Below are 26,467 nucleotides of genomic sequence, written 5' to 3'. Positions count from 1 at the left end.
CTTCGCAGAACCGCCTGATCCGGCGTGTGTGCCTGGGCTCGCGCGAGGCGGTGGGCGTCAGGCCTCGTCGTCCTCGGGCTCGTAGTCGACACCGGCCTCGGCGCGCTGCGCGTCGGTGATCGGTGCCGGAGCGGAGGTCAGCGGGTCGAAGCCGTTGCCCGACTTCGGGAACGCGATGACCTCGCGGATCGACTCGGTCTTGGTCAGGTGCTGCAGCACGCGGTCCATGCCGAGTGCGATCCCGCCGTGGGGCGGTGCGCCGAACTTGAACGCGTCGAGCAGGAAGCCGAACTGCTCGTCGGCCTGCTCGTCGCTGATGCCCATGACCTCGAACACACGCTTCTGCACGTCTTCGCGGTGGATGCGGATCGAGCCGCCACCGAGCTCGGAGCCGTTGCAGACGATGTCGTAGGCGTAGGCGAGAGCGGAGCCGGGGTCGGTGTCGAACGTGTCCTGGAACTCGGGCTTCGGGCCGGTGAACGCGTGGTGCACGGCCGTCCAGGCACCCGCGCCGACGGCGACGTCGCCGGAGGCCACGGCGTCGGCTGCCGGCTCGAACATCGGAGCATCGACGACCCAGGTGAACGCGAACTCGTCGGGGTTCAGGTAACCGAGCCGGCGGCCGATCTCGACACGCGCGGCGCCGAGGAGTGCGCGGCTCTCCTTAGTGGCACCGGCAGCGAAGAAGACGCAGTCTCCGGCTTCGGCGCCGACGAGGTCGGCGAGCCCGGCCTGCTCGGCCTCGGACAGGTTCTTCGCGGCGGGGCCACCGAGCGTGCCGTCCTCGTTGAACAGGACGTAGGCGAGGCCGCGTGCGCCGCGCTGCTTGGCCCAGTCCTGCCAGGCGTCGAGCTGCTTGCGCGGCTGCGAGGCGCCGCCGGGCATACGCACCGCACCGACGTACTCGGCCTGGAAGACGCGGAACGGGGTGTTCTGGAAGTACTCGGTCGCGTCGACGAGCTCGAGGCCGAAGCGCAGGTCGGGCTTGTCGGAGCCGTACTTGGCCATGGCGTCGGCGTAGGTCATGCGCGGCAGGGGCGTCGCGACCTCGACGCCGATCGTCGCCCACATCGCCACGATGAGCGACTCCATGAGGGTGATCACGTCTTCCTGGTCGACGAAGCTCATCTCGATGTCGAGCTGCGTGAACTCCGGCTGCCGGTCGGCGCGGAAGTCCTCGTCGCGGTAGCAGCGCGCGATCTGGAAGTACTTCTCGACGCCGCCGACCATCAACAGCTGCTTGAACAGCTGGGGGGACTGCGGCAGGGCGTACCAGCTGCCGGGGCTCAGACGAGCGGGCACCAGGAAGTCACGGGCGCCCTCAGGCGTCGAGCGGGTGAGGGTCGGGGTCTCGACCTCGGTGAAGTCGTCGGCGTGCAGCACGTCGCGGATCGCCTTGTACACGTTCGAGCGCAGACGCAGGGCAGCGGCCGGGGCCGGGCGGCGCAGGTCGAGGTAGCGGTACTTGAGGCGGGCTTCCTCGCCCACGGTCTCGGTGTCGGCGAGAGCTGTGGAGACCTGGAAGGGCAGAGGCGCGGACTCGTTCAGCACCTCGACGTCGGTCGCGATGAGCTCGATCTCGCCCGTGGGCAGGTTCGGGTTCGCGTTGCCCTCGGGGCGCAGCGAGACCTCGCCGGTCACCTTCAGCACGAACTCGTTGCGCAGCGGGTGGGCGATCTCCTCGTCGCGGATGACGACCTGGGCGATGCCGGAGGCGTCCCGCAGATCGATGAAAGCGACTCCTCCGTGGTCACGACGGCGATCGACCCAACCCGAGAGGGTGACGGTCTGACCGATGTGCTCGGCTCGCAGAGAGCCTGCCGAGTGGGTGCGAAGCACGGAGTATTCCTTCTGATCTGGGAAATGGGGAACCCGCCCATTCTACGGGGGCGGTCGGGAGGTCTTCGGCCCGGTCACCCGCCCCCGGGCCGGCATATCAGTAGGATCGCCACGACACAGCTCTTACACAGAAAGGGTGCACGTGGACAACAACGGCATCTCCGATCTCTACGCATCGATCTTCTCCGGTACCACGGGCCTGATCGCGCTCGTCTTCTACATCCTCGTCGCCATCGGGCTGTGGAAGGTCTTCACGAAGGCCGGATACCCCGGCATCCTCGCGATCATCCCGATCGTGAACCTCGTCTTCCTGGTGAAGATCGCCGGCCTGTCCGGCTGGTTCGCACTGCTCTACCTCATCCCGATCGCGAACCTGATCCTCGCGATCATCGTCGCGTTCAAGCTCGGCGAGCGCTTCAACAAGGGCGGGGTCTTCTCGTTCTTCCTGCTGTTCCTCTTCCCGTACATCGGGTACCTGATCCTCGGCTTCGGGGATTCGCGCTACAGCAAGGCGTGAGATGACGGTGTCCCGGTTGCACCTCGTCCGACACGGCGAGGTGCACAATCCGGCCCGCGTGCTCTACGGTCGTCTTCCCGACTACCACCTGAGCGACGCGGGCCGGGGGATGGCCGCAGCGGCCGCCGACCATGTGGCGGCGCTCGACCGTCCCGTCTCCGCGCTCTACGCGTCGCCGCTCGAACGCGCGCAGGAGTCGGCAGAGCCGTTCGCCGAGCGCTTCGACCTCGTGCCGGAGATCGACATCCGTCTGATCGAGCCGACGAACGTGTTCGAGGGGACGCAGATGCGTCGCTCGCTGATGAATCCCATGAACTGGTGGCACCTGCGGCAGCCTTCGCTGCCCAGCTGGGGCGAGCCCTACTCGTCCATCGCGGAGCGGATGCTCGGTGTTATGGACGAAGCCTGGGACGCGGCGCCCGACGGCGACGTCGTGATGGTGTCGCACCAGGCGCCGATCTGGATCACCCACCTCCGCGTCGCCGGCCTGCCGTTGCGGCACGACCCGCGCACCCGTCGCTGCGCCCTCTCGAGCGTCACCTCGTTCGAGCGCGTCGGCGATGTCTGGCATGAGGTCGCGTATGCCGAGCCTGCGGCGACCGGCGGCGCCGTCGACGTCGGCGCGGTCTGATCCGCGATTCGGGCGTGATCAATGCTCAGCGGCCAGCAGCGACTGGATGATGCCGACCGCTGCGAGCTGACCGGCAGCCGCGGCCAGCAGCACTGAGGCCATGGGCCCGGGAAGGGTCGCGCGATGCGCGAGGTCGCCTGCAGCGAAGACGCCGGGGCGCGAGGTGCGTCCGAACTCGTCGATCTCGATGCACCCGGAGTCGAGCATTCCCAGTCCGAGCTGGGCGGCGAACGGCGACCGCTGGCGCATCTCCCCGGCGGAGATGAAGACGCCGTCGACGACGCTCTCGTCGGTGTCCGTGTGAACGCGGACACCTCCGTCGACCTTCTCGACGGAGGTGACCGGCGTGCGGCGCACCTGCGCGCCTTTCGCCTCGAGAGTTCGGATCTCGTCGTCTGCGAACTCCTCCCCGACGGGTGCGACGGTGATGTTCCCGGCGATCCGACCCAAAAGGCCGATGAGGTGCTCGGCCCGAGGTGCGGCGCCGATGATGGCGATGTCCCTGCCGGCATGCTCGTGTCCGTCGCAGAACGGGCAGCTGAAGGCGAATGTGCCCCACAGGTCGTGCAGCCCCGGGACATCGGGGAGATCGTCGGCGACGCCCGTGGCGAGGATGACCCGACGTCCCTCGACGACGGTGCCGTCGGACACGCCCACGACGAACGCGCCCTCGACGCCCGAGACGCTCGTCGCCGCCGCGTCGCGGATCTCCACGTCGTCGTACTCCGCGAGCTCGGCGCGGGCGGTCGCGCGCAGCTCCGACGGTGGCATCCCGTCCGCGCCGATCATGTTGTGCATGTGCAGGACGGTGCCGTTGCGGTACTCGCCCGAATCCAGGAGCAGAGTCGAGCGGTGCATCCGTCCGAGGGTCAGGGCGGCCTGGAGTCCTGCCGGTCCTGCGCCGATCACGATGGCGTCGTACATGGGGGTCCTTCCGGTGGCGGGGTTGCTTTCCCCGTCAGTCTGTGACTTCATGTCAACATGAAGTCAAGCGATGCGCACCCCTGGTCCGTCGGCGATGTGGCCGAGCGCTTCGAGCTGCCGACGAACGTGCTGCGGCACTGGGAGTCGGTGGGGCTGCTCACTCCTCCGCGCGACTCCGCAGGGCGGCGGCGCTACGGCGAGGATGAGGTCGTGCGCATCGCCGTGATCCAGCGCAGCAAGGCAGCGGGGATGAGCCTCGAACAGATCGCGGTGCTGCTCGACGACGGGAGCGCCGGGCGGCACCAGGTGTTGCAGCAGCACCTGGACGACATCGATCGCCGTATGGAGGAGATGCGTCGATCGCGGGAGATGACCGAGCACGCGATGGGCTGCCGCGCGCACGACATCGCCACCTGTCCGCGGTTCCGGGCGGGCGTGGACGACGTCCTGGCGCGCTTCTGATGGGCCTCCGAAGGGTGCTCGTTTCCGGCTCGCGCATAGGAAGCTCTGCGTAAACTCGGAGTCGTGCCAAGCGATTCGACGGTCCGTCCGATCCGCAGCGGCCGCTCCTCCCGCACACGGCGCTCGCGCCGTGCGGTCGGTGCCGCGCTCGCTGCGGTGCTCGCCATCGGTCTGAGCGCCTGCGCTCCCGATCCGGTCAGCGAATCGTTCCTGAACGGCGAGAACACCGGTTATGTCGCCGCTGACGGCGCGATCGTCGAGATCCCGGTCTCCGAGCGTGGTGAACCCGTCGTCTTCAGCGGAGTGACCGAGAAGGGCGAGGAGTTCGACAGCGCCGACATCGCCGGACAGGTCGCTGTCGTCAACTTCTGGTACGCCGGCTGCGCGCCGTGCCGCCTCGAAGCAGCCGATCTGGAAGGTGTCTGGCAGGACTTCCGCGATCAGGACGTCGCGTTCATCGGCATCAACACCCGTGACCAGGCGGACACGGCAGTGGCCTTCGCGAACGAGTACGGCGTCACGTACCCGAGCCTTATCGACGTCGACACCGCCCAGGCCAAGCTCGCCTTCGCGAAGGAGACGCCAATCGCCGCGACGCCGACGACCCTCGTGCTCGACAAGCAGGGCCGGGTCGCCGCGCGCATCATCGGCCCGATCGACGGCAAGTCGATCCTCTCCACGCTCGTCAAGGACGCCCTCGCGGAGACGTCGTGACCACCCGGGGAACGTCGTGAATCCCGAAGCGATCATCGGATCCGGGGCCCTCTGGATCGCGATCCCGGTGGCGATGCTCGCGGGACTCGTCTCGTTCCTCTCCCCGTGCGTGCTCCCGCTCGTCCCCGGCTACCTCGGCTTCCTCGGCGGTGCCGTCGCGCCTCGGTCGACCGCTGCTGCCGGTGCGGAAGGCGGGACGAAGACGCAGACAACCGAAACCGCGACGAGGGGGCGGCTCGTCGGGGGCGTGCTGCTGTTCATCCTCGGGTTCACGATCGTCTTCATCCTCTACACCGTGCTCGGCGGAACGGCCGGGGTCTTCCTGCTGCAGTGGGGCGACCTCATCACCCGCATCCTGGGCGTGGTCATCATCGGGATGGGCCTCGTGTTCCTCGGCCTCTTCGGCTTCGCGCAGAAGGAGTTCCGCTTCCACGTCGACTCCAAGGCGGGGATCGTCGGTGCGCCGCTCCTCGGGGTGGCGCTCGGGATCGGCTGGGCGCCGTGCATGGGGCCGACGCTCGCGGCCATCCTCGCCCTCTCCTTCAACGCCGGCGATCCGGTGCGCGCAGGTTTCCTCGGCCTGGCCTATTCGCTGGGCCTCGGGATCCCGTTCCTGCTCGTCGCCCTCGGCTTCGGCTGGGCGACGAAAGCGGTCGGCTTCCTCCGCCGCCACGTCCGGGTCGTCAACATCGTCGGCGGCGTGATGCTGATCCTGCTGGGCATCCTGATGGTGACCGGCCTCTGGACCGACATCATGTCGCGCCTGACGGCGGTGATCGGAAGTGTCATCCTCCCGCTCTGATCGCTCCACGACGTCCACCAGCTCCGACAAGAACCCCCGCACTGAGAAGGCCATGACCAAGAACAAGGGTGCCGCGAACAGCGACTCCAGCGATCCGCTCCGCCCGTCCGACCACGTCGACGGCGACGACTCGATCACCCAGCCGCGGCTGGGGTTCGTCGGCTGGCTGCGCTGGGGCTGGCGTCAGCTGACCTCGATGCGCACGGCGCTCATCCTGCTGCTCGTGCTCGCGATCGCCGCGATCCCGGGCTCGATCTTCCCGCAGCGGATGGCCGACCCGAACGGCGTCACGCAGTGGGAGCGCGACAACCCCGACCTCTTCCCGGTGCTCGACGGGCTGAAGCTGTTCGATGTGTACCTGTCGCCGTGGTTCTCGGCGATCTACCTGCTGCTGTTCGCTTCGCTCGTCGGGTGTGTGATCCCGCGCATCAAGCACCACGCCAAGGCACTGCGCGCGCGTCCGCCGCGCACTCCCGCCCGACTGCAGCGACTCGAGGACTACCGCGCCGTCACGCGCGATCCCGCTGTGGACTCCGGAACCAAGACGGGTGATGCGGAAGCGGAGGCGGCCGCGTCCATCGACGTCGCGACGAAACAGCTGAAGGCCCTCGGCTACCGGGTGGAGCGCTACGACCGCGGACGCACGTTCTCAGTCTCCGCCGAGCGCGGCTACTGGCGCGAGACCGGCAACCTGATCTTCCACCTCGCCCTCGTGGGCGTGCTCGTCACGGTCGGCATCGGCGGCGGTTTCTCGTACACCGGTCAGCGCGTGCTGGTGGAGGGGGAGACGTTCGCCAACACGCTCCTCGACTACGACTCGATGAACCGCGGTCGCTTCGTGGGTGACGATGCGTTCGCCCCGTACTCGATGCGCCTCGACTCGTTCGATGTGACGTATCAGCCGTTCGGCGAGCCCGGCTCCGGACAGGCCGGCGACTTCTCCGCCAACGTCACGGTGCAGGAGAACGGGGAGGAGCGCACGGGGTCCGTCAAGGTCAACGAGCCGCTCGGGGTGGCCGACGACGACGTCTTCCTGCTCGGCAACGGCTACGCGCCGACCGTGACCGTGCGCGACCCCGAAGGCAACGTGGTGTTCACGAACAGCACCCCGTTCCTCCCGCAGGACAACAACATGACCTCGCTGGGCGTGCTCAAGGTGCCGGACGGGCTGGCCGAGCAGGTCGGCCTGGTCGGATTCTTCTACCCGACGACGGGTGTGCTCGAGAGCGGCGCGTTCTTCTCCGCGTACGGCGACCTCACGAACCCGACGCTCACGCTCGACGTGTACACGGGCGACCTCGGTATCAACGAGGGCGTGCCGCGCTCGGTCTACGTGCTCGACACCACCGGGATGACAAAGCTCACCGGCCGCACCACCGACGTGAAGTCGATCGAGCTCGCCCCCGGACAGACCGCCCAGCTGCCCAACGGCCTCGGCTCGGTGACCTTCGAGGACGAGTCGCCGGCCGGTGCGACGGATGCCTCGCAGTCGGTGAAGCGCTTCGCCTCGCTGCAGATCCACCGCGACGAGTCCGGAGTGTGGGTGCTCGGCTTCGCGCTGCTCGCCCTCGGCGGCCTCATGATCGCGCTGTTCGTTCCGCGCCGACGCGTGTGGGTCAAGGCCACGGCGCACGATGGCGAGATCGCCCTCGAGTACGCGGCCCTCGCGCGAGGGGAAGACCCGACGCTCGCGGCAGCCGTGGAAGACCTCGTCGCCGGTCACGCCCGACTGCTCGATGCGGCCGGGGGCACCACGGCGCGCCCACCGATCGATGATCCCGCGGACGAGTCCGCCGAGCCGGAAGCCCCGGCAACCGACACCCGGAAAGTAGACTGACACCATGCTCGAGCTCAACGTGATCTCGCCGGTCCTGCTCTGGACGGCGATCGCGATCTACGCGGCGGCCTTCGTGGCGTACGCCTTCGATCTCGCGCGGCGCTCGCAGGCGACGGCCGATGCGCAGAACGTGCGCGAGTCTGTGCTCGTCGGGGCCGGTGGCGGCAGCATCACCGCATCCACCGGCGCTCCCGTGGCAGACGCCGCTCCGCAGCGATACGTGATGGCCCGGATCGGCACCTCCCTGACCGTGCTCGGTTTCCTCTTCCACCTCGCCGCCGCGGTCACCCGTGGCATCGCGGCAGGCCGGGTGCCGTGGGCCAACCTGTACGAGTTCGCGATGATGGGCACGCTGCTCATCATCGCGGTGTACCTCGTCGTGCTCACTCGCATCGACCTGCGCTTCCTCGGTACCTTCATCACCGGCCTCGTCGTGGTGCTGCTCGGCCTCGGTGCGACGAACTTCTACGTCGATGTCTCGCCGCTGATGGACCCGCTGAAGAGCGTGTGGCTCGTCATCCACGTGTTCGTGGCCTCGGTCGCGACGGCGTTCTTCGCCCTCGCATTCGCCCTGTCGGTGATCCAGCTGATGCAGTCGCGACGTGAGCGACTTCTCGGCGAAGGCGCGAAGAAGACCGGGCCCGGCTTCCTCCGTACCTTCCCGAACGCCGTGCGCCTGGAGAGCCTGGCGTACATGTTCACCATCATCGGCTTCATCCTTTGGACCTTCACGCTCATCGCGGGGTCCATCTGGGCCTACTACGCCTGGAGCCGCTTCTGGGGCTTCGACGTCAAGGAGACCTGGACCTTCGTGATCTGGGTCATCTACGCCGGATACATCCACGCCCGTGCGACGCGCGGCTGGCGCGGCAACCCCTCGGCCTGGCTGGCGATCGTCGGGTTCTCCGCTGTGATCTTCAACTTCACGATCGTGAACGTCTTCTTCAAGGGCCTGCACGCCTACTCCGGCCTGAGCTGAGTCTGCCTCCGGCTGCGAAAACGGAGACCTCCCGGCTTCGTCCCGGCGCGTCTGAGCAAGACACGTGGGGCGGGGTGCGGGAGGTCTCTGTTTTGGCCGAGGGGCGAGCTGGGCCGAGGATCAGCCGCCGAGAGGGAGTACCTCGGCGTACTCGATGCCGTCTTCGTACCAGACCAGCTCTGCTTCGGCGATGACCTCGGTGGGCGCGGGTGAGAGCGGGCGGACCTCGGCTTTCACGAACCGCGACCAGTCGGCCGCGTCGAGAGTCTTGCCGTAGAGCACCGACAGGTGGAACGTCCAGTCGGCCAGCGGGAGTTCGCCGAGGCGGCGGTAGTCCGTGGCGTCCAGCGCGGCAGTCAGGGTCGAGTATGCCGAGATGAGCGAGGCGCTCCGGGCGAGGCGCACGATCAGGATCTGCCAGGGCAGGGGGAACACGTCGACGGCCTCGGCGCTGACCTCGATCGGTTCTTGCTGTGCCGCCCAGGTGCGGATCAGCGCGGCGAGTTCCTCGCGCCGCTCGGGCTCAGAGAACCCCCGGAGCGTGACGTGTCCGGTGTGCGGACGCCGCGCCGGGATGCCGAGGCGATCGAGCGCGGTCTCCTGGATCTCCCGATAGACCTCGGCGACCGCACCGGTGGGCCGGAGAACGAGGTACTGCTGCCCCTCGAGGCTCGCGAGTTGGTCGGGGGTGTCCATGAACGGTCGACGCATGTCAGGATCCTAGGTCGCGGGCGACGCGTGCCGAAACGGAGACGGTCACAGGCGCGGCCCGGCGCGTCATGCGTCGACGCGCCGGGCCGGGCACGGGTGGTCTCCGTTTTGGCAGGGAGGTTCGGACGACGTCAGGCCGTGGCGAGGACCGCCTTGGCCGAGGTCGTGCGTCGCAGCGTCACCGCGAGCGTCGTGGCCACGAGCGACAGCACGCCCCAGACAACGAGTGCCGCGACCGCGGAACCGCTCGGCGTGATCAGACCGGCGAAGGCCGGAGCCGTCGGGAGGGCGGCTCCGATGCCAGCCAGCCAGTCCGGCACGGTCGAGATCAGGCCGGTCGCGACCGCGAGCACTCCGACGAGGGCGGAGATCCAGCGCCCGACGCCGCCGAACAGGGCGACGAGGGCCTGATTCACGGCGGCGAACACCACACCGGCGAGCACGGCCGTGCCCGCGAACGCCCACCAGGTGCCGGCGTCATAGCTCGCCACGATCTGCGCGATCAGCGACACCAGCAGGCCCTGAGCCGCACCGATCAGCGCGGCCGGGGCGAAGGCCCGCAGCGCGAGAGTAGCGGATGACCGGCGCGAGGTGAGGGTGCGAGCGGTGTGCGCGCGCATCACCATGAACGACGCCAGACCGCCGAACCAGAGCACGACCGCCGCGAGCAGCGGGATCGCTGTCGGGCCGAAGATGGTGTTCGTCGACGAGTTCGACGACACCGGGTCGGCGATCACCGAGGCGAGCGACTTCGACTCGGTGTCGCTGAACGAGGGCAGGGAATCGGATGCCGTGCGCAGCCCGCCTGCGAGGTCACCTGTGCCGGTCGCCAGGGTGTCGAGCCCGGTGGTCAGTTCGGTGGCTCCGTCGGCGAGGGCGGTCGCTCCGCCGGAGAGCTGGGTCGCGCCGGAGGCGAGGCCGCGGGCGCCGGTGGCCGACGCTCCGATGCCCTGGTCGGCGAGCTGGGTGAGGCCACCTGAGAGCTGGGTGGCGCCTGCTCCGGCCTGCGACATGCTGGAGGCCAGCGTGGTGAACGTACCGGGGAGGGCGGCGACGCCATTCGCGACCTCGGGCGCGTTGAGGATGCCGGATGCCGTGCCGGCATCCGTCGCGACGGAACCGGCCTGCGTTGCGAGGGAGGTGTAGAGCGCGCACTCGGCCTGGTCCGCGACGGGCGGTGTGCAGGCGGCCTGCGCCATTCCGCCCAGCTGCTGGGCGAGAGCGACCGAGTCGTCTGCGGCGGAGCGTGCGGATGCCGAGGCGCTCTGGATCCCGCCGACGAGCTGCTGAACCCCGGCGACGCTTCCTTGCAGCTGCGCGCCGCCATCCGTCAGTCCGGCCCCGATCGCACCCGCGCCGGCCGCAGCCTCGCGCGTCTTGCCCGCGATCGTGTCGAGCCCGGAGGCGAGCGACGATGCCCCCGTCCCGAGCTCACCCGCACCGGAGGCCAGCTTCCTGGCGCCTTCGGGGATCGCTGCCGCTCCGGTGGCGGCATCGCGCGCGCCGTTCGCGAGCTTCAGGGCGCCGTCTGCCGCCTCGCCGATCTGATCGCCGATCGTGGTGAAGCCGACGAGGATGTTCTCGGTCGTCGCCTCGGAGAGCATCGTGCCCATGGTCGAGGCGGCGACGTCCGCGATCTGCCCGGTGATGAGGTCGTCGGCGACGAGTCCGTCCTCCGGGGTCGTGACGGTGATGGTGGCCTGCTCGGCCTTTCCTCCGCCGTCGGAGATCGCGGTGCCGGCGGAGGTGGCGGCGGACGAGAAGTCCTCGGGGATGGTGATGACGGCCTGGTAGGAGCCGTCGGCGAGACCGTCGGCGGCGTCGTCCTTGTTCGAGATCACCCACGTGAGGTTCGAATCGAGGTCGTCCGACCCCTCCACGAGACCCGAAGCCAGCTGGCGTCCGAGGGGAGTCATCTGACCGTCGATGGTCACCGGCTCGTCGAGGTTGACGATGGCCGCGGTCATCGAGTCCAGGCGTTCGGTCGGGTTCTGCAGCGCCGCGACGAGGATGCCGCCCACCGCAGCCGGCAGCAGCAGCACGCCGAGGATGGTCAGCCAGGTGATGGGCTTGCGGGAGCGCGCGCGCTCGATGGGGAGGGTCATGCGGTCACCTCGGTGGAATCTGCGGTACTCCGGCGACGAGCACGCGTGTCGAGAGTCTGGGGGTCGGGCCATCCGGCCTCGGCGAGGACGGCCCGTGCCGAGTCGGCATCGGAGGCGGTGGCGAACACCGCGAGCGTGCGGGAGGCCGCGGCATCGCGCAGCATGGCCGTCGCCTGGTCACGCTGGCCACCTGTCAGGCGGTCGAGGCCGTCGATCACGACGATCTGCGACTTCCCACGGAGCGCTTCGGAGAGGTCGCCGAGTGCGGCATCCGCGTCGTCGACCAGCACGCAGCCGACGTGCGCGCGCACCCAGGCCGCACGACCGGGGAGCAGGTGTCCTGCGACGCGGAGCTTCCCGTCCGTCGGCACGAGGCGTCCGGCGACGGTGAGGGCCAGGGCCCGACGAGTCCGCAGATCGCCGCCCGTCGCGATGACCGCACCGCCCTCGGCGATGCGCATCGACAGGCCCTCGACGAGCGGCGCATCTGCGCTGATCTCGAGGTCGTCGGCCGCGACGACCGATCCGTCGCCGGGCCAGGCGGCCAGGTGGCGTTCGCGTTCGACCGCCTCGCCTTCGACGTCGACGCGGGGGAGGATCTTCTCCAGCCAGCGCGGGAGCTCCCAGGCACGCTCGCCCAGGATCGCCATGAGGGCGGGGATCAGCGTCATGCGCACCAGGAAGGCGTCGAATGCGATACCGGCGGCGAGGCCGAGTGCGATCGGTTTGAGCGACGAGTCGCCCTCGGGGACGAACGCGACGAAGACCGCGAACATGATGAGCCCGGCCGCGGTGACGACCTTCGCCGAGCCGGTGAAGCCGCTGCGCACGGCCCGGAGCGCGGCGGCCCGCCGGGTGGCACGGTTCGGGCTCGTCGCGTCCCTGTCATGCACGAAGTCCTCGCGCATGCGGGAGACCAGGAACACCTGGTAGTCCATCGCGAGACCGAACAGCACGCCCATCAGGATGATCGGCATGAAGCTGATGATCGGCCCGACCTTGGCGACGTGCAGCAGATCGGCGAACCAGCCCCACTCGAACACCGCGCCCACCACGCCGAAGGCGGCGACGATCGACAGCAGGTAGCCGACGGCGGCGGTGATCGGCACCCAGAGCGAGCGGAACACGATGGTCAGCAGGATCAGCGAGAGGCCGATCACGAAGATGCCGAAGGGCAGGAGCGCGTTGCCGAGCTGGTCGGAGATGTCGATGCCGACGGCCGTGAACCCGGTGACCTTGAGGTCGATGCCGAACTCGTCGAGCCATTCGTCGTGATGGCTGCGCAGCTCGCGCACGAGATCGGCGGTCGCCGGGTCGTCGGGGGCGGTCTCCGGGATGATCTGCACGATACCGGTGTCGGCCGTCTCGTTCGGCGTCGCGAGGGCGACCTCCTTGACGCCGGGGACCTTCGCCACGGCATCGCCGAGGTCTTCCATCAGGGTGAGCGGATCGGTGGAGGTGACGATCGTGCCGGTGAGGATCAGTGGACCGTTGAAGCCGGGGCCGAACTGCTCCCCGACGAGGTCGTAGTTCTGGCGGGCCTCGGAGTCCTTCGGGAGCACACCGGCATTCGGCAGCGCGAGGTCGAGGCTCAGCGCGGGAACGGCCACGATCCCGAGTCCCAGGACCACGGCGAGAGACACCAGCACGGGGTGCTTCATGACGCCGCCGACCCAGCGGGCGCTGCCCTTCACCGGGGCCACGACGGCCTTCGGCTCCTCCGAGGAGTCGGGCGCGGCGCCCTTCTTCGTCTTCGGCGTCCTGACCTTCTTCGGGCGACCGACGACCTTGCCCTTCATGAAGCCGAGCAGGGCCGGGGTGAGGGTCACGGCGATCGCCACGGCCACGGCGACCGCGGCGGAGGCGGCGATGCCCATCGTGGTCAGGAACGGGATACCCGCGAAGCCGAGGCCGATCAGCGCGATGAGCACCGTGACGCCCGCGAACACGACAGCGGAGCCTGCGGTTCCTACGGCGCGCGAGGCGGACTCCTCCGGGTCCACGCCCGCGCGCACCTGATCCTGATGTCGAGCCATGATGAACAGTGCGTAGTCGATGCCGACCGCGAGCCCGAGCATGAGCGCCAGCAGCGGGGTGGTCGAGGAGACGGTCGCGAACGCGGTCGCGGTGAAGATGCCGGCCATCGAGATGCCGACGCCGAGGATCGCGGTGAGCAGGGGGAGGCCCGCTACCACGAATGAGCGGAACGTGACGATCAGCACGAGCAGGGCGATGAGCAGTCCGACCGCTTCGGTGAGGGTGACGCCGGGGATGGAGATCGCGAAGAGGTCGCCGCCGAGGGAGGTCTGCGAGCCCGCGGGGAGCTCGGCGTCGAGGTCGCTCACGACCGAACGCAGCGCATCCTTCGTCTCGTCCGAGACGTCGGTGGACTCGCCGTCGAACTGCACGCGCACGATGGCGGCGGTGTCGTCGTCGTTGATCATGCCCTTGACCATCTCGTCGTACGGCGAGGTGGCCGCGAGAACACCGTCGAGGTCGCTCAGCTCGTCGACCGCGCCCTCGATGTCGTCCCGGTACTCGTCATCCGTGATCTTGTCGCCGTCGGCCGCGACCACGATGAACTGCGCGTTCGTGCCACTCACCTGCGGGAATGAGCGGGAGAGCTGCTCGAGCCCCGCCTGCGACTCCGTCCCGGGGATGGAGAACGTGTTGTCGGTTCCCGCGCCCAGCACGAGCGCTCCGGCGCCGGCGATGCCGAGCGCGAGCAGCCAGGACACGAGGACCCGCCACGGGTGCCGGAAGGACCAGCGTCCGAGCGAGGACAGGAGTGTGGACACGCGTTCCTCCGAGGGGTGCGGGGTGGATACACAGGTGTATCCAATACATAGATGTATCGTAAGGTGACCCGCCCGGCCAAGCCTGTGTGCGGGGTGTGAATCATGCGAGAGTGAAGGGTCAGGAGGTTTCGATGTCGACACCCGCAACCCGCAGCCGCGAGAACACGCGAGCCCGCCTGCTCGAGGCGGCGGCGCAGGTCTTCGCCGAAGTCGGGCTCGATGGAGCGTCGGTGGAGGCCGTCTGCGAGCGTGCCGGGTTCACCCGCGGTGCGTTCTACTCGAACTTCGAGTCCAAGGACGAGCTGTTCCTCATGCTCGCCGCCAGCGTCTCCGAGGTGCGCGTGAACGCGGTGCGCACCCGCGTGGAGGAGCTGACGGCCGCCGGTGCCCTGGTCGAGGGGTGCGATCCCATCGACCTCGTGCAGCAGATCATGGAGCTCGGAGGAGACGACCGTCTCGGTGTCATGCTGCTCAGCGAGATCCGTATCCGTGCACTGCGCGACGCGAAGTTCGGCGAGGCCTACCTCGCGCAGGAGCGCGAGATGGTCTCGAGCATCGCGCAGATCGTCGACGACATCGTCACCGCCGGCCTGCTGCGCCTTCGCCTTCCGGCCGAGACGGCTGCCCGCATGCTCATGATCATCTGGGAGGGCATGACCGTGCGCGGCGCCATGGCGGGCCAGGATGACGCCCAGCTGCGGCACTCCGGTGGCGAAGAGCTCGGTCGTCTGGTGCAGCTGCTCATCGAGCAGTAGTCCGCAGGTTCGCCGGGGTGGAGGTGGAGAGGTCCACCCTGCTCAGTGCGCGCTGCTCGAGAGCTCGTAGTGGCAGCGGGCGAGTCGGGCGAACCACCACTCGCGACGCTCGTCCGACGCGGCGAGACGGTTGAGGGACTCGGCATCGGGCGTCACGTGGCCGACCGGGATCGTGCCGTCGACGGGACGCAGGTCCGCCACGTCGTCGAGGAAGAGCGACGCCGTGCCGAGCCCGCAGTCGTAGTCGAGCGACGGGAGCGCGGCAGCGAGTGCGGCCCCCTGTGACAGACCGATCGCCGTGTCCAGGGCACTGGAGACCACGACGGGCAACCCCGCGGCGGTGACGATCTGCAGGGCGTGGGTGATGCCGCCCAGCGGCTGGGCCTTGATCACGAGCAGATCCGCGGCGCCGGCACGTGCGACCGCGAGCGGGTCGGTCGACTTGCGCACGCTCTCGTCGGCTGCCACCGGGATGCCCATGTACTTCACGCGCCGGCGCAGTTCCGCCAGCTCCGGCACCGTCGCGCACGGCTGTTCCACGTACTCCAGGTCGTATTCGCCGAGCGCGTGCACTGCGTGCTCGGCCTCGTCGACGTTCCACGCGCCGTTCGCGTCGACGCGGACGCGTCCCTCCGGCCCCATGACCTCCCGCACGGCGCGCACTCGCGCCACGTCGTCGGCCAGGGTCTGGCCCGGTTCGGCGACCTTGACCTTGGCTGTGCGGCATCCGGGGAACCGTGCCAGCAGCTCGGGCACGCGCTCCGGATCGATCGCCGGCACCGTGGCGTTCACGCCGACTCGGTTGCGCAGCGGCTCCGGCTGCGCACGCCACGCATAGTCGATCGCGGCGGCGAGCCACGTCGCCGCCTCCGCATCCTCGTACTCCACGAATGGGGAGAACTCCGCCCACCCTTCCGGCCCCTCGAAGAGCAGGGCCTCCCGCACGTCCACGCCACGGAAGCGGCTGTGCATCGGGAGGGCGACGACCCTGGCCGAGTCGAGCAGGTCTGCGAGTGGCGGGATCATGTGCCCATTCTGTCCCCGCGGAGTCTCTGAGCGCCGGACGTCAGGTCAGGTGTTTCTGCAACTCGCCCATCCGTTCGGTGGGGGCGAACCCGAGCAGGGTGTTGACGGCGAGCATGTGGGCATTCGACTCGGCGTTGTAGGTGTAGACCGCCCGTGCCTGCGGCGCCGCGTGCTGCAGCAGGCGGAGATTGGCGATCTTCACCGCGGTGCCGAGGCGGTGGCCGCGATCCGAGCCACGTACGAGTGTTCCCCACTGGTAGGCGTTGCCGTCGTCCCCCGACACGACCAGCTGCGTGTAGGCGACCGCCTCGCCCTGCGGGTCGAGGGCGATCGTGCCGATCGACAGGCGGTTCTGCCGGACGAGGAGGTCCTCGTGCTCGCGGATGCTCTCCACATCGGGCTTCGCGGGTTCGATGTCGAGATCGCCGCTGGGCGCCTCGGTGTCGATCGAGGCATCGAGGATCGCCCAGCCTTCGACGACATCATCCGGTACCGGCCCGACCCAGCTGCGGATCGTGTAGCCCTGGATCGCGGCGGCGATGTCGGCATCGATGCCGTCGAGCACCGTCGGCGCGACGGGGAGTGCGAGCCTGTTCTGCACATCGCCGAGCGCGAGCGCGTAGCCGTGTCGACGAGCGAACTCCCGGCCAGGGTCGCCGGAGCCGTCGGAGCCGAGCTCGTACCGCCACGAGGTGTCGCCCTGCGCGGTGGTGCGTCCGGCGGCCGCGGCTTCGCTTTCGAGGAAGGCGAGGGCGGCGGACCCGACTCCGCGCCGTCGGTGCGCGAGGGGCACATCGATGTCGAGGTAGGCGACGTGCGTGTTGTCCTTCAGTGGGAGGGTGAGGCTCGCGGCACCCACGACGAGGCCGTCGTCGTGCAGCAGGAAGGCGCGCCGCTCGTTGACCCGTGACTCCTGCTGCAGCTCGCTGCGGGTCTCCTCCCGGGACCAGACGGGGATGTCGTCCCCGCGGTCTGCGCGCTCGGCGGACGCATAGGCGTCCCACCAGGCATCCACCGCAGCGGCGTCGAACGGGTCGATGCGCGTGATCTCGAGCGTCATGTCTCCACGGTACTTTCCCGCCTCGACACTTTCCCGTCTCGATGCTCTCTCGTCTCGCCTTGGATCGCGCATAAATGTGTGATTGACAATGGTGTGTGACGCACAGTAATGTGATCGTCATGAACGAGACGCTCGACACGCACCTGCAGGAACTGCGGCGCGGCACCGTGGTGCTCGCCTGCCTGCAGCTGCTGCGCACGCCGGGGTACGGCTATTCGCTGCTCGAGCAGCTCGAGCAGCGCGGCTTCGCTACCGACGCGAACACCCTCTATCCGCTGCTCCGCCGCCTGGAGAAGCAGGAGTACCTCACGAGCGAGTGGAACACCGACGAGGCGCGGCCCCGCAAGTTCTACCGCACCTCCGACGCCGGCATCCGCCTCGCCGACACCCTCACCGACGAATGGCGATCACTCACCACCGCGATCGCGTCCCTCACCGCAGAGGAGAACTGACATGACCACGACGTTCACACTCACCGAGCGCTACATCAGCGCGACGATCCGCAGTCTGCGCCCCGACGCCCAAGCCGACGTCCGCGCTGAGCTCGAGGCCTCCATCGCCGACGCGATCGAGGCCAGGGTCGAGCAGGGGGAGGCACCGGAGTCGGCAGAGCGCGCAGTGCTCACCGAACTCGGCGACCCGGGAATCCTGGCCGCAGGCTACGCGGAGCGCCCGCTCTACCTCATCGGGCCGCGCTTCTACTTGACCTGGTGGCGGCTGCTCAAGCTGCTGCTGATGATCGTTCCCGTCTGCGTTCTGGGCGGCGTCGCGCTGGGACAGACCATCTCCAACGCCCCCGTCGGGGAGATCATCTCGACCTCGATCCTCGCGACCGGTGGTGCGATCCTGCACATCTGTTTCTGGACCACGCTCGTGTTCGTCATCCTCGAGCGCTCGAACAGCACGACCGCGATCGAGAAGTGGGATCTGGATCAGCTGCCGGAGCCGACAGAGAAGGGAGTGGGGCGGAGTGAGCTGATCGCCTCGCTCGTCTTCCTCGGCATCGCGATCGGTGCTCTCCTCTGGGATCGCTTCCGTGGTTTCGTCCACGTCGACGGCGGGGCGTTGCCGATCTTGAATCCGCAGTTGTGGCCGTGGGGGATCGGCGTCCTGTTACTGCTCATCGTCGCGGAGGCGGTGTTCGCCGTCGTCCTCTACCGCAGGGGACGGTGGAGCACCGGACTGGCCGTGGTGAACACGGTGCTCGCCGTCGCGTTCCTCGCCTGGGTTCTCGTGCTGCTGCTGACCGGTGACCTGGTGAATCCGGAGTTCCTCGCGCAGATCACCGCAGCAGGCGGGGAGGAGTTCGCGTCAGGGCAGGCGGAGTCGGCCGACGAAGGCGGGGTGTTCCGCATCCTCGCCGTCCTGTTGGGGTTCGGCATCGCGGTGGGCGTCGGTTGGGACATCGTCGACGGCTGGATGAAGACCTGGCGGGCGCGGCGTGGGCGCGAGGAATAGGCTGGATACGTGACCACCGCCTTCGTCTCCGATCTGTTCGACCCGGCCGAATGGGTGCTCGCGCCCGGGGCGGAGGACTACACCGACATCACCGCTCACGTCTCGCGAGACGGCGGTGTCGCACGCATCGCGTTCAACCGGCCGGAGGTGCGCAACGCCTTCCGTCCGCACACCGTCGACGAGCTCTATCGCGCACTCGACATCGCCCGGCAGGATGCGCGCATCGGCGCGGTGCTGCTCACGGGAAACGGACCGAGCCCGAAGGACGGCGGCTGGGCGTTCTGCTCGGGCGGCGACCAGCGCATCCGCGGTCGTGACGGGTACAAGTACTCCGACGCGGAGACGGCGATCGTCGACGGGGCGGGCCGCGCAGCGGTCGGCCGCCTGCACATCCTCGAAGTGCAGCGCCTCATCCGCTTCATGCCCAAGGTCGTCATCGCGGTGGTGCCGGGATGGGCTGCCGGTGGCGGACATTCCCTGCACGTGGTGTGCGACCTCACCATCGCCTCAGCCGAAGAGGCGCGCTTCAAGCAGACCGATGCGGATGTCGGCAGCTTCGACGCCGGCTACGGCTCGGCGTACATGGCCCGTCAGACCGGTCAGAAGTTCGCCCGTGAGGTGTTCTTCCTCGCCGAGGAGTACTCGGCGCAGCGTGCCTACGAGATGGGCGCCGTGAACCGGGTGGTGCCGCATGCCGAGCTCGAGCGCGAGGCGCTGAAGATGGCGCGCACCGTACTCACGAAATCTCCCACGGCGATCCGCATGTTGAAGTTCGCCTTCAACGCGGTCGACGACGGATTGGTCGGCCAGCAGGTCTTCGCGGGGGAGGCCACCCGCCTCGCCTACGGCACCGACGAAGCCGTCGAGGGCCGCGACTCGTTCCTCGAGAAGCGCGACCCGGACTGGTCGCCCTTCCCCTGGCACTACTGACCAGGGCAGCCCAGAGTCGGAGACGCGCATGACCGCCCTGATCCCCACGGATGCCGAAGATCTGGTTCGCCTGCGAGAGGCCCTGCAGCGCGCGCTCGACGGCGGTCCGGCGCTGGGGCTCGGGATGGTGACCGGCGCCCCGGAGGACGTGGCGGACGGCCTCGCCGCCGTGATCGCGACCTCGGGGTCGAGTGGGGTGCCGAAGCGGGTCGCGCTCAGCGGGGAGGCCCTGCGGGCGAGCGCCGAGGCCACGGCCGCGCGGATCGGGAGCGGTCGCTGGCTGCTCGCCCTTCCCGCCGGCTACGTGGCGGGACTGCAGGTGCTGGTGCGCTCGATCCTCGCGGACACGCAGCCCGCGCGGATCGAGGGCCGCTTCTCGCCGACATCGTTCGCCGAGGCGACCCTCGAGATGCTGCGGCCATCGCCAGGGGCCGGGGTCCCGGAGCTGTTCACGTCGCTCGTCCCGGCGCAGGTCGCGACTCTGCTCGACGCCGCGGACGACACCGCCGTCCGTGCCGCATTGACGGCCTACCGGGCGATCCTGGTGGGCGGGCAATCGCTCCCCGAACCGTTGCGCGAGCGTGCCGCCGATCTGGGGGTGCGTCTGGTGCGCACCTACGGTTCGACCGAGACCAGCGGCGGCTGCGTCTACGACGGCGTTCCTCTCGACACGGTCGGCGTGCGCACGGTCGACGGCGAGCTGCGGATCGCGGGCCCCATGCTCGCCGAGGGATACATCGGTGACGGATCACTGACCGCGCGCACGTTCGTGCGCGACGAGCACGGCATCCGCTGGTACCGGACCGGGGATCTCGGTCTCGTCGAAGACGGTGTCGTCCGGGTGCACGGCCGTGCCGACAACGTGATCGTGTCCGGAGGGATCAACATCTCGCTCGATCGTGTCGAGCGGGTCGTCCGCCGGATCGCGGGGCTGCACGAGGCGGTGGTGGTCGGCGTGGAGGACGAGCGCTGGGGCGAGGCGTCCGTGATCGTCGCGGCCCGGGGCGAGGTGCTGCGTCGCAGCGAGTCGGAGCAGCTCGCGCAGGCGCGCGACGCGGTCGAGAACGAACTCGGCAAGCATGCCCGACCGGCTCGTCTGATCATGGTGGACGAGATCGAGGTGCTGTCCTCCGGCAAACCCGACCGCGAGGCCATCCGCCGCATGGTCGCGCAGCTGCACTGAGGGCGGGCTCTGCCAGACTGAACCGCATGGCCTCGTACACGCATGGACACCACGAATCCGTCCTCCGCTCGCACAACGTGCGCGACATCGCGAACTCGGCCGCGTACCTCCGCCCCCACCTCACGTCCACGACCCGCCTTCTCGATGTCGGCGCGGGCCCCGGCAGCATCACGGTCGACTTCGCCGGCATCGTCGCGCACGTGACCGCGACCGAGATCGACGAGGATGCGCTGTCGCTCTCCCAGGGACTCGCGGCCGACCGGGGCCTGACGAACCTCGACTTCTCGGTCGAGGACGTGCACGCACTGGGCTTCGCCGACGACTCCTTCGACGTCGTACACGCACATCAGGTGCTGCAGCACGTCGGCGACCCGGTGCAGGCACTTCGGGAGATGCGCCGCGTCACTGTTCCCGGCGGGATCGTCGCCGCGCGCGATGCCGACTACGCGGGCTTCGTCTGGTTCCCCGTGCTGCCGGAGCTCGATCGCTGGCTCGCGCTCTACCGTGCGGCTGCACAGGCCAACGGTGGGGAACCGGATGCGGGGCGCCGGCTGCTGTCGTGGGCGCGCGCCGCGGGTTTCACCGACATCACGGCGACGGCATCCACATGGTGCTACGCGTCACCCGCCGAGCGTGCCTGGTGGGGTGGGATGTGGGCCGACCGCATCCTCGAATCCGCCCTCGCGCGGCAGCTCGTCGACAGCGACATGGCGACGCGCGCCGATCTGCAGGAGATCAGCGATGCGTGGAGGCGCTGGGCCGACGACGGCGACGGCTGGTATCTGGTGCCGCACGGCGAGATCCTCGCCCGCGCCTGACGGACGGGGATACATCCCGCGGCGGATGCCGGCGCCGGGGCCCTCGCGTAGCGTGGGGGAGTGATCCGCCCGCTGTCCCGCACCGCGCTGATCCTCGACATCGTCGGGGCGGCGCTGCTCTTCCTCGTGCTCGTGCCGATGTCGCTGGTGTTCTACGGGCCCGGAACGGGGAACACCGCGATCGGGGGAGCAGCGGTCGCTGGCATTGTCATCGCGAGCGTCCTGATGTCGGGCGGCGTCGCCATCGGCCGGCTCGCCCCCGGGTGGGCGCTCGTTGCCGCATGGGCCGGCGCCGTGCTGCAGATGCTCTCCGGGTTCGGACCGTTGCCGATCGACATCGCGATCCTGCTCGTGCTGTACGCCACCTCCGCCTGGGGCACACGCCGCGTGCTCTGGTGGGGATTCGGTTCGGCGCTGTTCGGCGGCCTGGTCGCTGCCGTGTTCATGGTCATCGTCAACGGCGTCGCCTTCGGCACGGGCAGCGGGTGGGAGAAGGTCAGCGCGGGCACACTGCTGCTCGTCGTCTCCGTCATGGCGCTCGGGTTCGCCTGGGTGTGCGGGCTGCTGTGGCGCGTCGTGCTGCGCGCTCGCCGCACCCGGTCGGCCCAGCTGCAGGCGGAGTCGCTCGCCGCGGAGGAGCAGGAGCGGGTGCGGATCGCGCGCGACATGCACGATGTGGTCGCCCACTCGCTCGCGGTGGTGATCGCGCAGGCCGACGGGGCCAGGTACGCGGCCGCGGTGAAGCCCGAACTCGCGACCGAGGCGCTCGGCACCATCGCCCAGACGGCGCGTGGCGCCTTGAGCGACGTGCGGATGCTGCTCACACAGCTGCGGCACCGGCAGGGCGACGGCCCGCAGCCCACGCTCGCCGACCTCGAAGCGCTGTTCTCGCAGGTGCGGCAGGCCGGAATCGAACCGCGGGTCACCGTCGACCCGATGCCGCCGGGGGAGCCGCCGGCGGCCATCCAGCTCGCGGTCTACCGCATCCTGCAGGAAGCGCTCACGAACGCGATCCGGCATGGGGACGGCGCGGTCGACGTGCACCTCGCCTGGCTCGCGGACCGCGTCGACGTCGATGTGCGCAACACCGTCACGGGGGAAGCGACGGTGTCTCCCGGCGGGCACGGTGTCATCGGCATGCGCGAGCGTGCGCAGCTCGTCGGCGGTAGTCTGCAAGCCGAGCGCCGAGGGGCACAGTTCGTCGTCCACGCCACGCTCCCGATCGGAGTCTCCGAATGATCAGAGTCGTGCTCGTCGACGACCAGGCGCTCTTCCGTGCCGGGATCCGCATGCTCGTCGCCTCCCAGCCCGACCTCGAAGTCGTCGGAGAAGCCGGCGACGGCAAGGAGGCGCTCGAGGTCGTCCGCACGACCCGGCCCGACGTGGTGCTGATGGACATCCGGATGCCGGTCATGGACGGGCTCACGGCGACCGCCGAGATCCTGGCACGCCCGGAACCGCCGCGCGTCGTCATGCTCACGACGTTCGACCTCGACGAAGCGGCGGCACGGGCCATCCGGCAGGGCGCGAGCGGCTTCCTCCTCAAGGATGCCGATCCGGAGTTCCTGCTCGCCGCGATCCGCACGGTGCACTCGGGCTCGAGCGTGATCGCCGCCGCCGCGACACGCGACCTGTTCGAGCACTTCGCCGAAGCACCCAAGCCCGTGCCGCCGCAGTACGCCGACCTCACGGACCGCGAGCGGGAGATCTTCGCGCTCGCCGCCCGGGGGCTCTCGAACGCCGAGATCGCCGGCCGGGAGTACCTGAGCGAGGCGACCGTGAAGACCCACATCAGCCGCATCCTCAGCAAGCTCGCGCTGCGCGACCGCGTACAGCTGGTGGTCTTCGCGTTCGAGCACGGCCTCGCCTGAACGCCGTTCCGCGGGCGGAGTCCGCGGATCATCCTTGCGATGTATGCGGAAGGGTCCCCGGGAGCGATGACCGGCGAGGTACCGCGGAAATAGCGTCGGATGCATGGAGATCACGACCACCGACCTGGGGCTCGCCGCCCGCGTCCAGCACCTGAAGAAGACCTACGGCTCCGGTGAGGGCACCGTCCATGCGCTGGACGACGTCAGCGTCGGCATCCGCCGGGGACAGTTCACCGCCATCATGGGGCCATCGGGCTCCGGCAAGTCCACCCTGATGCACATCATGGCGGGGCTCGACAGCCCCACCGAGGGACGGGCGTGGATCGGTGACACCGAGATCACGGGGCTCGGAGACATCGATCTCACGATTCTGCGTCGTCGCCGGGTCGGCTTCATCTTCCAGGCCTTCAACCTCGTGCCGACGCTCGACGCTCTCGGCAACATCATGCTGCCGTTCGAGCTCGACGGTCGTCGTCCGAGCGCGATCGAGAGGGCGCGCATCGACGGACTGATCGAGACGCTCGGGCTCGGCTCGCGTCTCTCTCACCGCCCGCATCAGCTGTCCGGCGGGCAGCAGCAGCGTGTGGCGATCGCCCGAGCCCTGGCCACGGCACCGGATCTGGTGTTCGCGGACGAGCCCACGGGCAACCTCGACTCGAAGACCGGACGCGAGGTGCTGCGTCTGCTCGCCACCGCGAGCCGTGAGCACGGCCAGTCCATCGCGATGGTCACGCACGACGCGATCGCGGCGAGCCACGCCGACCGCGTGCTCTACCTCGGTGACGGACGCATCGTCGCCGACCACCCGCGTCAGACCGCAGAAGAGATCTCGGCCTACATGCTCGCCGCCGAGGTGGCAGCATGACCGCCGTCGCCACGGTCGTCCCCGAGACCCGCGCGACCGGTCCTCGACTGGCCTGGCTGCGAGACCGGGGGATGGGCGCGAGCGTCCTGGTCGCCGCGCTGTCCGCCGCGTTCGGAGTGCTCCTGGTCGAGATCACGGCCTACATCGGCGCCGTGCTGCAGGCCGATCCCTTCATCGGCGACAGCGGGACGCTCGCGTTCGTTGTCGCACTGCTGTCGGTGCTGCTGACGGTCGTCGCGATGTACGTCGCCGCCATCGTCACGGCGAACACCTTCTCGACGATCATCGCCGGACGCACCCGCCAGATCGCCCTCATGCGTCTGATCGGGGCGACCGCGCGGTCGCAGCGGGCCGAGGTCGGGAAGCAGGGGCTCGTCGTCGGGCTGCTCGGGGCGGCGATCGGCATGCTCGCGGGTCTCGTGCTCGCGGTCGTCGGGGTGCAGGTCGGCGGGCAGCTGATCGCCAACGCCCCGACCGACTTCTCCCTCGCGCAGCCGTTCGTGGCGCTGCCGGCGATCGGCGTCGCCCTCACGACCTGGGCGGCGGCATGGGCGGGTTCCCGCCGTGTGCTGTCGGTCACGCCTCTGCAGGCGCTCGGCGGGTCTGTCGAGCGCACGCACGACGACGTCTCCGGCACGCCGGGTCGGCACATCGGCGCCTGGGTGCTGTTGATCGCCGGTGCCGCGCTCCTCGTGGGTGGTGTGCTCGTCGGTCTCGTCACACCGCTCGGGGTCGTCGTCGCCTTCTTCGGCGGTGTGCTCTCGTTCACGGGCCTGGCTCTCGGATCCGTGCTGTTCATGCCCCCGGTCCTGCGACTGGTGGGGCGGATGTTCGGATCGAGCGCGACGGCTCGTCTCGCGGCCGAGAATGCGCTGCGCTACCCGGAACGCTCGTCGAGGATGGCGATCGGCGTGGTCATGGGCGTGACCTTGGTGACGATGTTCGCCGTGGCCCTCGAGTCGGCCAAGCGGCTGATGATGAGCCAGACCACCGGAGAGGTTCCTGCGGCGTTCTTCGCCCCGATGGACGCCTTCGCGGCGGTGATGATGGTGCTGGTCGCCGTCTCGGCCGTGATCGCGGCGGTCGGGCTCGTCAACCTGCTCACGATCGGCGTGGTGCAGCGTCGTCGCGAACTGGGGCTGCTGCGCTCGATCGGGCTGTCCAACCGCCAGGTGCGACGGATGGTGCTGCTGGAGGCGACCCACATCACGGTCGCCGCGACGCTGACGGGACTCGTCCTGGGCGTGGCATACGGCTGGATAGCCGCGCAGTCGCTGCTCGGATCGGTGCCGACCCTGCCGGACTTCGTTCCCGCGGGACTCATCGCTCCGCAGATCCCGTGGATCCCCGTCGCCATCATCGTCGTCGCGACGGCGGTGCTGACGCTGGTGGCGGCGGCGACGCCCACCCGACTGGCGACCAGGGTGGCCCCGGTCGAGGCGCTCGCGGCGGACTGACGCCTCTAGGCTTGTCGGATGCCGTCGCCGTTCGATCAGTCCACCTATCAGGTCCGCCTCGACTGGGGCACCGCGGGTCTCGCCCGCCTCGCCGATGCCGACGTCGTCGTGGTCGTCGATGTGCTGCGGTTCTCCTCCACGGTCATCGATGCCACGGCGTCCGGCTCTGCGGTCGCGCTCGCGGAGGCGGAGGGGTGGTCGCGGAACGGGGCGGCCGTCGTCGCTGCGGCTCCCTCCGAGGCGACGGTGCTCGTCGGCGGCATCCGCAACGCGGCGGCCGTCGCACGGGCCGTGCAGACCATCCAGGAGCGACGGCAGGCACGCACCTCTGTCGCGGTGATCGCGGCCGGCGAGCTGGATGAGGCGGGTGCGCTGCGGTTCGCCGTCGAGGATCAGCTCGGGGCCGGTGCGATCGTCTCGGCGCTCTCGGATCGGGGTATCGATCACACGGCTCCGGACGCCGCGGTCGCCGCCGAGGGCTTCCACGCCCTGCGCGGCGCGATGCGGCACATGGTCGGTGCGAGCGGATCCGGCCGTGAGCTCGCCGCCGGCGTCGTCGCGACCGCCCGCATCGAAGCATCGGGTCTGATTCCGACCTCCGTGGCGGATGCCGCCGTCCTCGATGCGGTCGACGTCGTCCCGGTGCTCCACGAGGGATCGTTCGTCCGCTTCGACTGATGCGCATGCCCACCCCGTTTGGAGGATTTCTCCCCGACGGGCGGACG

Annotated in this window: 25 protein-coding genes; 18 read left to right on the top strand and 7 right to left on the bottom strand. The window is 69.5% G+C overall.

Annotated features, from left to right (window positions below):
- Nucleotides 1-57 precede the first annotated feature (57 nt).
- Nucleotides 58-1,839 carry an aspartate--tRNA ligase gene (aspS, locus tag MicroSTF_RS16440; RefSeq protein ID WP_029259776.1) on the bottom strand — a complete coding sequence of 594 codons (1,782 nt, stop codon included), beginning with the start codon at nucleotides 1,837-1,839 and terminating at the stop codon, nucleotides 58-60.
- 136 nt (nucleotides 1,840-1,975) lie between these two features.
- Here aspS and MicroSTF_RS16435 point away from each other — a divergent pair, with 136 nt between their 5' ends.
- Both MicroSTF_RS16435 and MicroSTF_RS16430 read left to right on the top strand, forming a co-directional pair.
- Nucleotides 1,976-2,356, top strand: a complete 381-nt coding sequence (locus MicroSTF_RS16435; RefSeq protein ID WP_021198042.1) for a DUF5684 domain-containing protein — start codon at nucleotides 1,976-1,978, stop codon at nucleotides 2,354-2,356.
- A gap of 1 nt (nucleotide 2,357) precedes the next feature.
- The gene (locus MicroSTF_RS16430; RefSeq protein WP_322957161.1) at nucleotides 2,358-2,987 is read left to right on the top strand and encodes a histidine phosphatase family protein; all 630 of its coding nucleotides are present in this window, start codon (nucleotides 2,358-2,360) and stop codon (nucleotides 2,985-2,987) included.
- An 18-nt stretch (nucleotides 2,988-3,005) separates the two neighbouring features.
- Here MicroSTF_RS16430 and MicroSTF_RS16425 read toward each other — a convergent pair whose 3' ends face one another.
- On the bottom strand, nucleotides 3,006-3,911 hold the full coding sequence (locus MicroSTF_RS16425; RefSeq protein ID WP_322957159.1) for an NAD(P)/FAD-dependent oxidoreductase: 906 nt from the start codon (nucleotides 3,909-3,911) through the stop codon (nucleotides 3,006-3,008).
- Nucleotides 3,912-3,968: 57 nt separating this feature from the next.
- Here MicroSTF_RS16425 and MicroSTF_RS16420 point away from each other — a divergent pair, with 57 nt between their 5' ends.
- The 5 genes from MicroSTF_RS16420 to ccsB all read left to right on the top strand — a co-directional run bounded on the left by MicroSTF_RS16420 (nucleotide 3,969) and on the right by ccsB (nucleotide 8,705).
- Nucleotides 3,969-4,373, top strand: coding sequence for a MerR family transcriptional regulator (locus MicroSTF_RS16420; RefSeq protein WP_029265956.1), 405 nt, complete (start codon nucleotides 3,969-3,971; stop codon nucleotides 4,371-4,373).
- A gap of 63 nt (nucleotides 4,374-4,436) precedes the next feature.
- Nucleotides 4,437-5,087: a TlpA family protein disulfide reductase gene (locus MicroSTF_RS16415; protein WP_029259780.1), complete on the top strand. Its 651-nt coding sequence runs from the start codon at nucleotides 4,437-4,439 to the stop codon at nucleotides 5,085-5,087.
- A gap of 16 nt (nucleotides 5,088-5,103) precedes the next feature.
- On the top strand, nucleotides 5,104-5,889 hold the full coding sequence (locus tag MicroSTF_RS16410) for a cytochrome c biogenesis CcdA family protein (RefSeq protein WP_029259781.1): 786 nt from the start codon (nucleotides 5,104-5,106) through the stop codon (nucleotides 5,887-5,889).
- 52 nt (nucleotides 5,890-5,941) lie between these two features.
- On the top strand, nucleotides 5,942-7,726 hold the full coding sequence (gene resB, locus MicroSTF_RS16405; protein WP_322957152.1) for a cytochrome c biogenesis protein ResB: 1,785 nt from the start codon (nucleotides 5,942-5,944) through the stop codon (nucleotides 7,724-7,726).
- A 4-nt stretch (nucleotides 7,727-7,730) separates the two neighbouring features.
- Nucleotides 7,731-8,705, top strand: coding sequence for a c-type cytochrome biogenesis protein CcsB (ccsB, locus tag MicroSTF_RS16400; RefSeq protein WP_021198980.1), 975 nt, complete (start codon nucleotides 7,731-7,733; stop codon nucleotides 8,703-8,705).
- Between the two features lie 120 nt (nucleotides 8,706-8,825).
- Here ccsB and MicroSTF_RS16395 read toward each other — a convergent pair whose 3' ends face one another.
- The 3 genes from MicroSTF_RS16395 to MicroSTF_RS16385 all read right to left on the bottom strand — a co-directional run bounded on the left by MicroSTF_RS16395 (nucleotide 8,826) and on the right by MicroSTF_RS16385 (nucleotide 14,319).
- Entirely contained in the window at nucleotides 8,826-9,416 is a 591-nt protein-coding gene (locus MicroSTF_RS16395) for a 2'-5' RNA ligase family protein (RefSeq protein ID WP_322957147.1), read from the bottom strand.
- Between the two features lie 131 nt (nucleotides 9,417-9,547).
- Nucleotides 9,548-11,521: a YhgE/Pip family protein gene (locus tag MicroSTF_RS16390; protein WP_322957145.1), complete on the bottom strand. Its 1,974-nt coding sequence runs from the start codon at nucleotides 11,519-11,521 to the stop codon at nucleotides 9,548-9,550.
- Nucleotides 11,518-14,319, bottom strand: coding sequence for an MMPL family transporter (locus tag MicroSTF_RS16385; protein ID WP_322957143.1), 2,802 nt, complete (start codon nucleotides 14,317-14,319; stop codon nucleotides 11,518-11,520). Before MicroSTF_RS16385 ends, MicroSTF_RS16390 begins: the two co-directional genes overlap by 4 nt.
- 131 nt (nucleotides 14,320-14,450) lie before the next feature.
- Here MicroSTF_RS16385 and MicroSTF_RS16380 point away from each other — a divergent pair, with 131 nt between their 5' ends.
- The gene (locus MicroSTF_RS16380) at nucleotides 14,451-15,074 is read left to right on the top strand and encodes a TetR/AcrR family transcriptional regulator (RefSeq protein ID WP_029259786.1); all 624 of its coding nucleotides are present in this window, start codon (nucleotides 14,451-14,453) and stop codon (nucleotides 15,072-15,074) included.
- Nucleotides 15,075-15,116: 42 nt separating this feature from the next.
- Here the strand turns inward: MicroSTF_RS16380 and MicroSTF_RS16375 are convergent, their stop codons facing one another.
- Together MicroSTF_RS16375 and MicroSTF_RS16370 are read right to left on the bottom strand one after the other, a co-directional pair.
- Nucleotides 15,117-16,100, bottom strand: coding sequence for an o-succinylbenzoate synthase (locus MicroSTF_RS16375; protein ID WP_322957140.1), 984 nt, complete (start codon nucleotides 16,098-16,100; stop codon nucleotides 15,117-15,119).
- Nucleotides 16,101-16,140: 40 nt separating this feature from the next.
- Nucleotides 16,141-17,160 (bottom strand): GNAT family N-acetyltransferase, encoded by a 1,020-nt coding sequence (locus tag MicroSTF_RS16370; RefSeq protein WP_322957138.1) that lies wholly within the window; start codon nucleotides 17,158-17,160, stop codon nucleotides 16,141-16,143.
- Nucleotides 17,161-17,279: 119 nt separating this feature from the next.
- Between MicroSTF_RS16370 and MicroSTF_RS16365 the strand changes: the two genes are divergently transcribed.
- From MicroSTF_RS16365 to MicroSTF_RS16320, 10 genes are all read left to right on the top strand, one after another.
- Nucleotides 17,280-17,612 carry a PadR family transcriptional regulator gene (locus tag MicroSTF_RS16365; protein WP_029259789.1) on the top strand — a complete coding sequence of 111 codons (333 nt, stop codon included), beginning with the start codon at nucleotides 17,280-17,282 and terminating at the stop codon, nucleotides 17,610-17,612.
- A gap of 1 nt (nucleotide 17,613) precedes the next feature.
- Nucleotides 17,614-18,618 carry a permease prefix domain 1-containing protein gene (locus MicroSTF_RS16360; RefSeq protein ID WP_322957135.1) on the top strand — a complete coding sequence of 335 codons (1,005 nt, stop codon included), beginning with the start codon at nucleotides 17,614-17,616 and terminating at the stop codon, nucleotides 18,616-18,618.
- Between the two features lie 9 nt (nucleotides 18,619-18,627).
- Nucleotides 18,628-19,548: a 1,4-dihydroxy-2-naphthoyl-CoA synthase gene (locus tag MicroSTF_RS16355; protein WP_322957133.1), complete on the top strand. Its 921-nt coding sequence runs from the start codon at nucleotides 18,628-18,630 to the stop codon at nucleotides 19,546-19,548.
- Between the two features lie 28 nt (nucleotides 19,549-19,576).
- A complete protein-coding gene (locus MicroSTF_RS16350; protein ID WP_322957130.1) occupies nucleotides 19,577-20,731 on the top strand; it encodes an AMP-binding protein in 1,155 nt (384 codons plus the stop codon).
- A gap of 26 nt (nucleotides 20,732-20,757) precedes the next feature.
- A complete protein-coding gene (locus MicroSTF_RS16345; protein ID WP_322957128.1) occupies nucleotides 20,758-21,549 on the top strand; it encodes a class I SAM-dependent methyltransferase in 792 nt (263 codons plus the stop codon).
- A 60-nt stretch (nucleotides 21,550-21,609) separates the two neighbouring features.
- The gene (locus MicroSTF_RS16340; RefSeq protein WP_136025350.1) at nucleotides 21,610-22,788 is read left to right on the top strand and encodes a sensor histidine kinase; all 1,179 of its coding nucleotides are present in this window, start codon (nucleotides 21,610-21,612) and stop codon (nucleotides 22,786-22,788) included.
- Nucleotides 22,785-23,420 (top strand): response regulator, encoded by a 636-nt coding sequence (locus MicroSTF_RS16335; protein WP_021198993.1) that lies wholly within the window; start codon nucleotides 22,785-22,787, stop codon nucleotides 23,418-23,420. The genes MicroSTF_RS16340 and MicroSTF_RS16335 overlap by 4 nt, the downstream gene beginning before the upstream one ends.
- A 103-nt stretch (nucleotides 23,421-23,523) precedes the next feature.
- Complete coding sequence (locus MicroSTF_RS16330) at nucleotides 23,524-24,285, top strand: ABC transporter ATP-binding protein (RefSeq protein WP_021198994.1); 762 nt, start codon at nucleotides 23,524-23,526, stop codon at nucleotides 24,283-24,285.
- Complete coding sequence (locus tag MicroSTF_RS16325) at nucleotides 24,282-25,742, top strand: ABC transporter permease (protein ID WP_029259793.1); 1,461 nt, start codon at nucleotides 24,282-24,284, stop codon at nucleotides 25,740-25,742. Before MicroSTF_RS16330 ends, MicroSTF_RS16325 begins: the two co-directional genes overlap by 4 nt.
- A gap of 18 nt (nucleotides 25,743-25,760) precedes the next feature.
- Nucleotides 25,761-26,420 (top strand): 2-phosphosulfolactate phosphatase, encoded by a 660-nt coding sequence (locus MicroSTF_RS16320; protein WP_029259794.1) that lies wholly within the window; start codon nucleotides 25,761-25,763, stop codon nucleotides 26,418-26,420.
- Nucleotides 26,421-26,467: the final 47 nt, after the last annotated feature.

Origin of the sequence: Microbacterium sp. STF-2, from assembly GCF_034650155.1 — a bacterium.
GTDB classification, from domain to species: domain Bacteria; phylum Actinomycetota; class Actinomycetes; order Actinomycetales; family Microbacteriaceae; genus Microbacterium; species Microbacterium maritypicum_A.
This window is presented reverse-complemented; position numbering and strand designations above follow the sequence as displayed.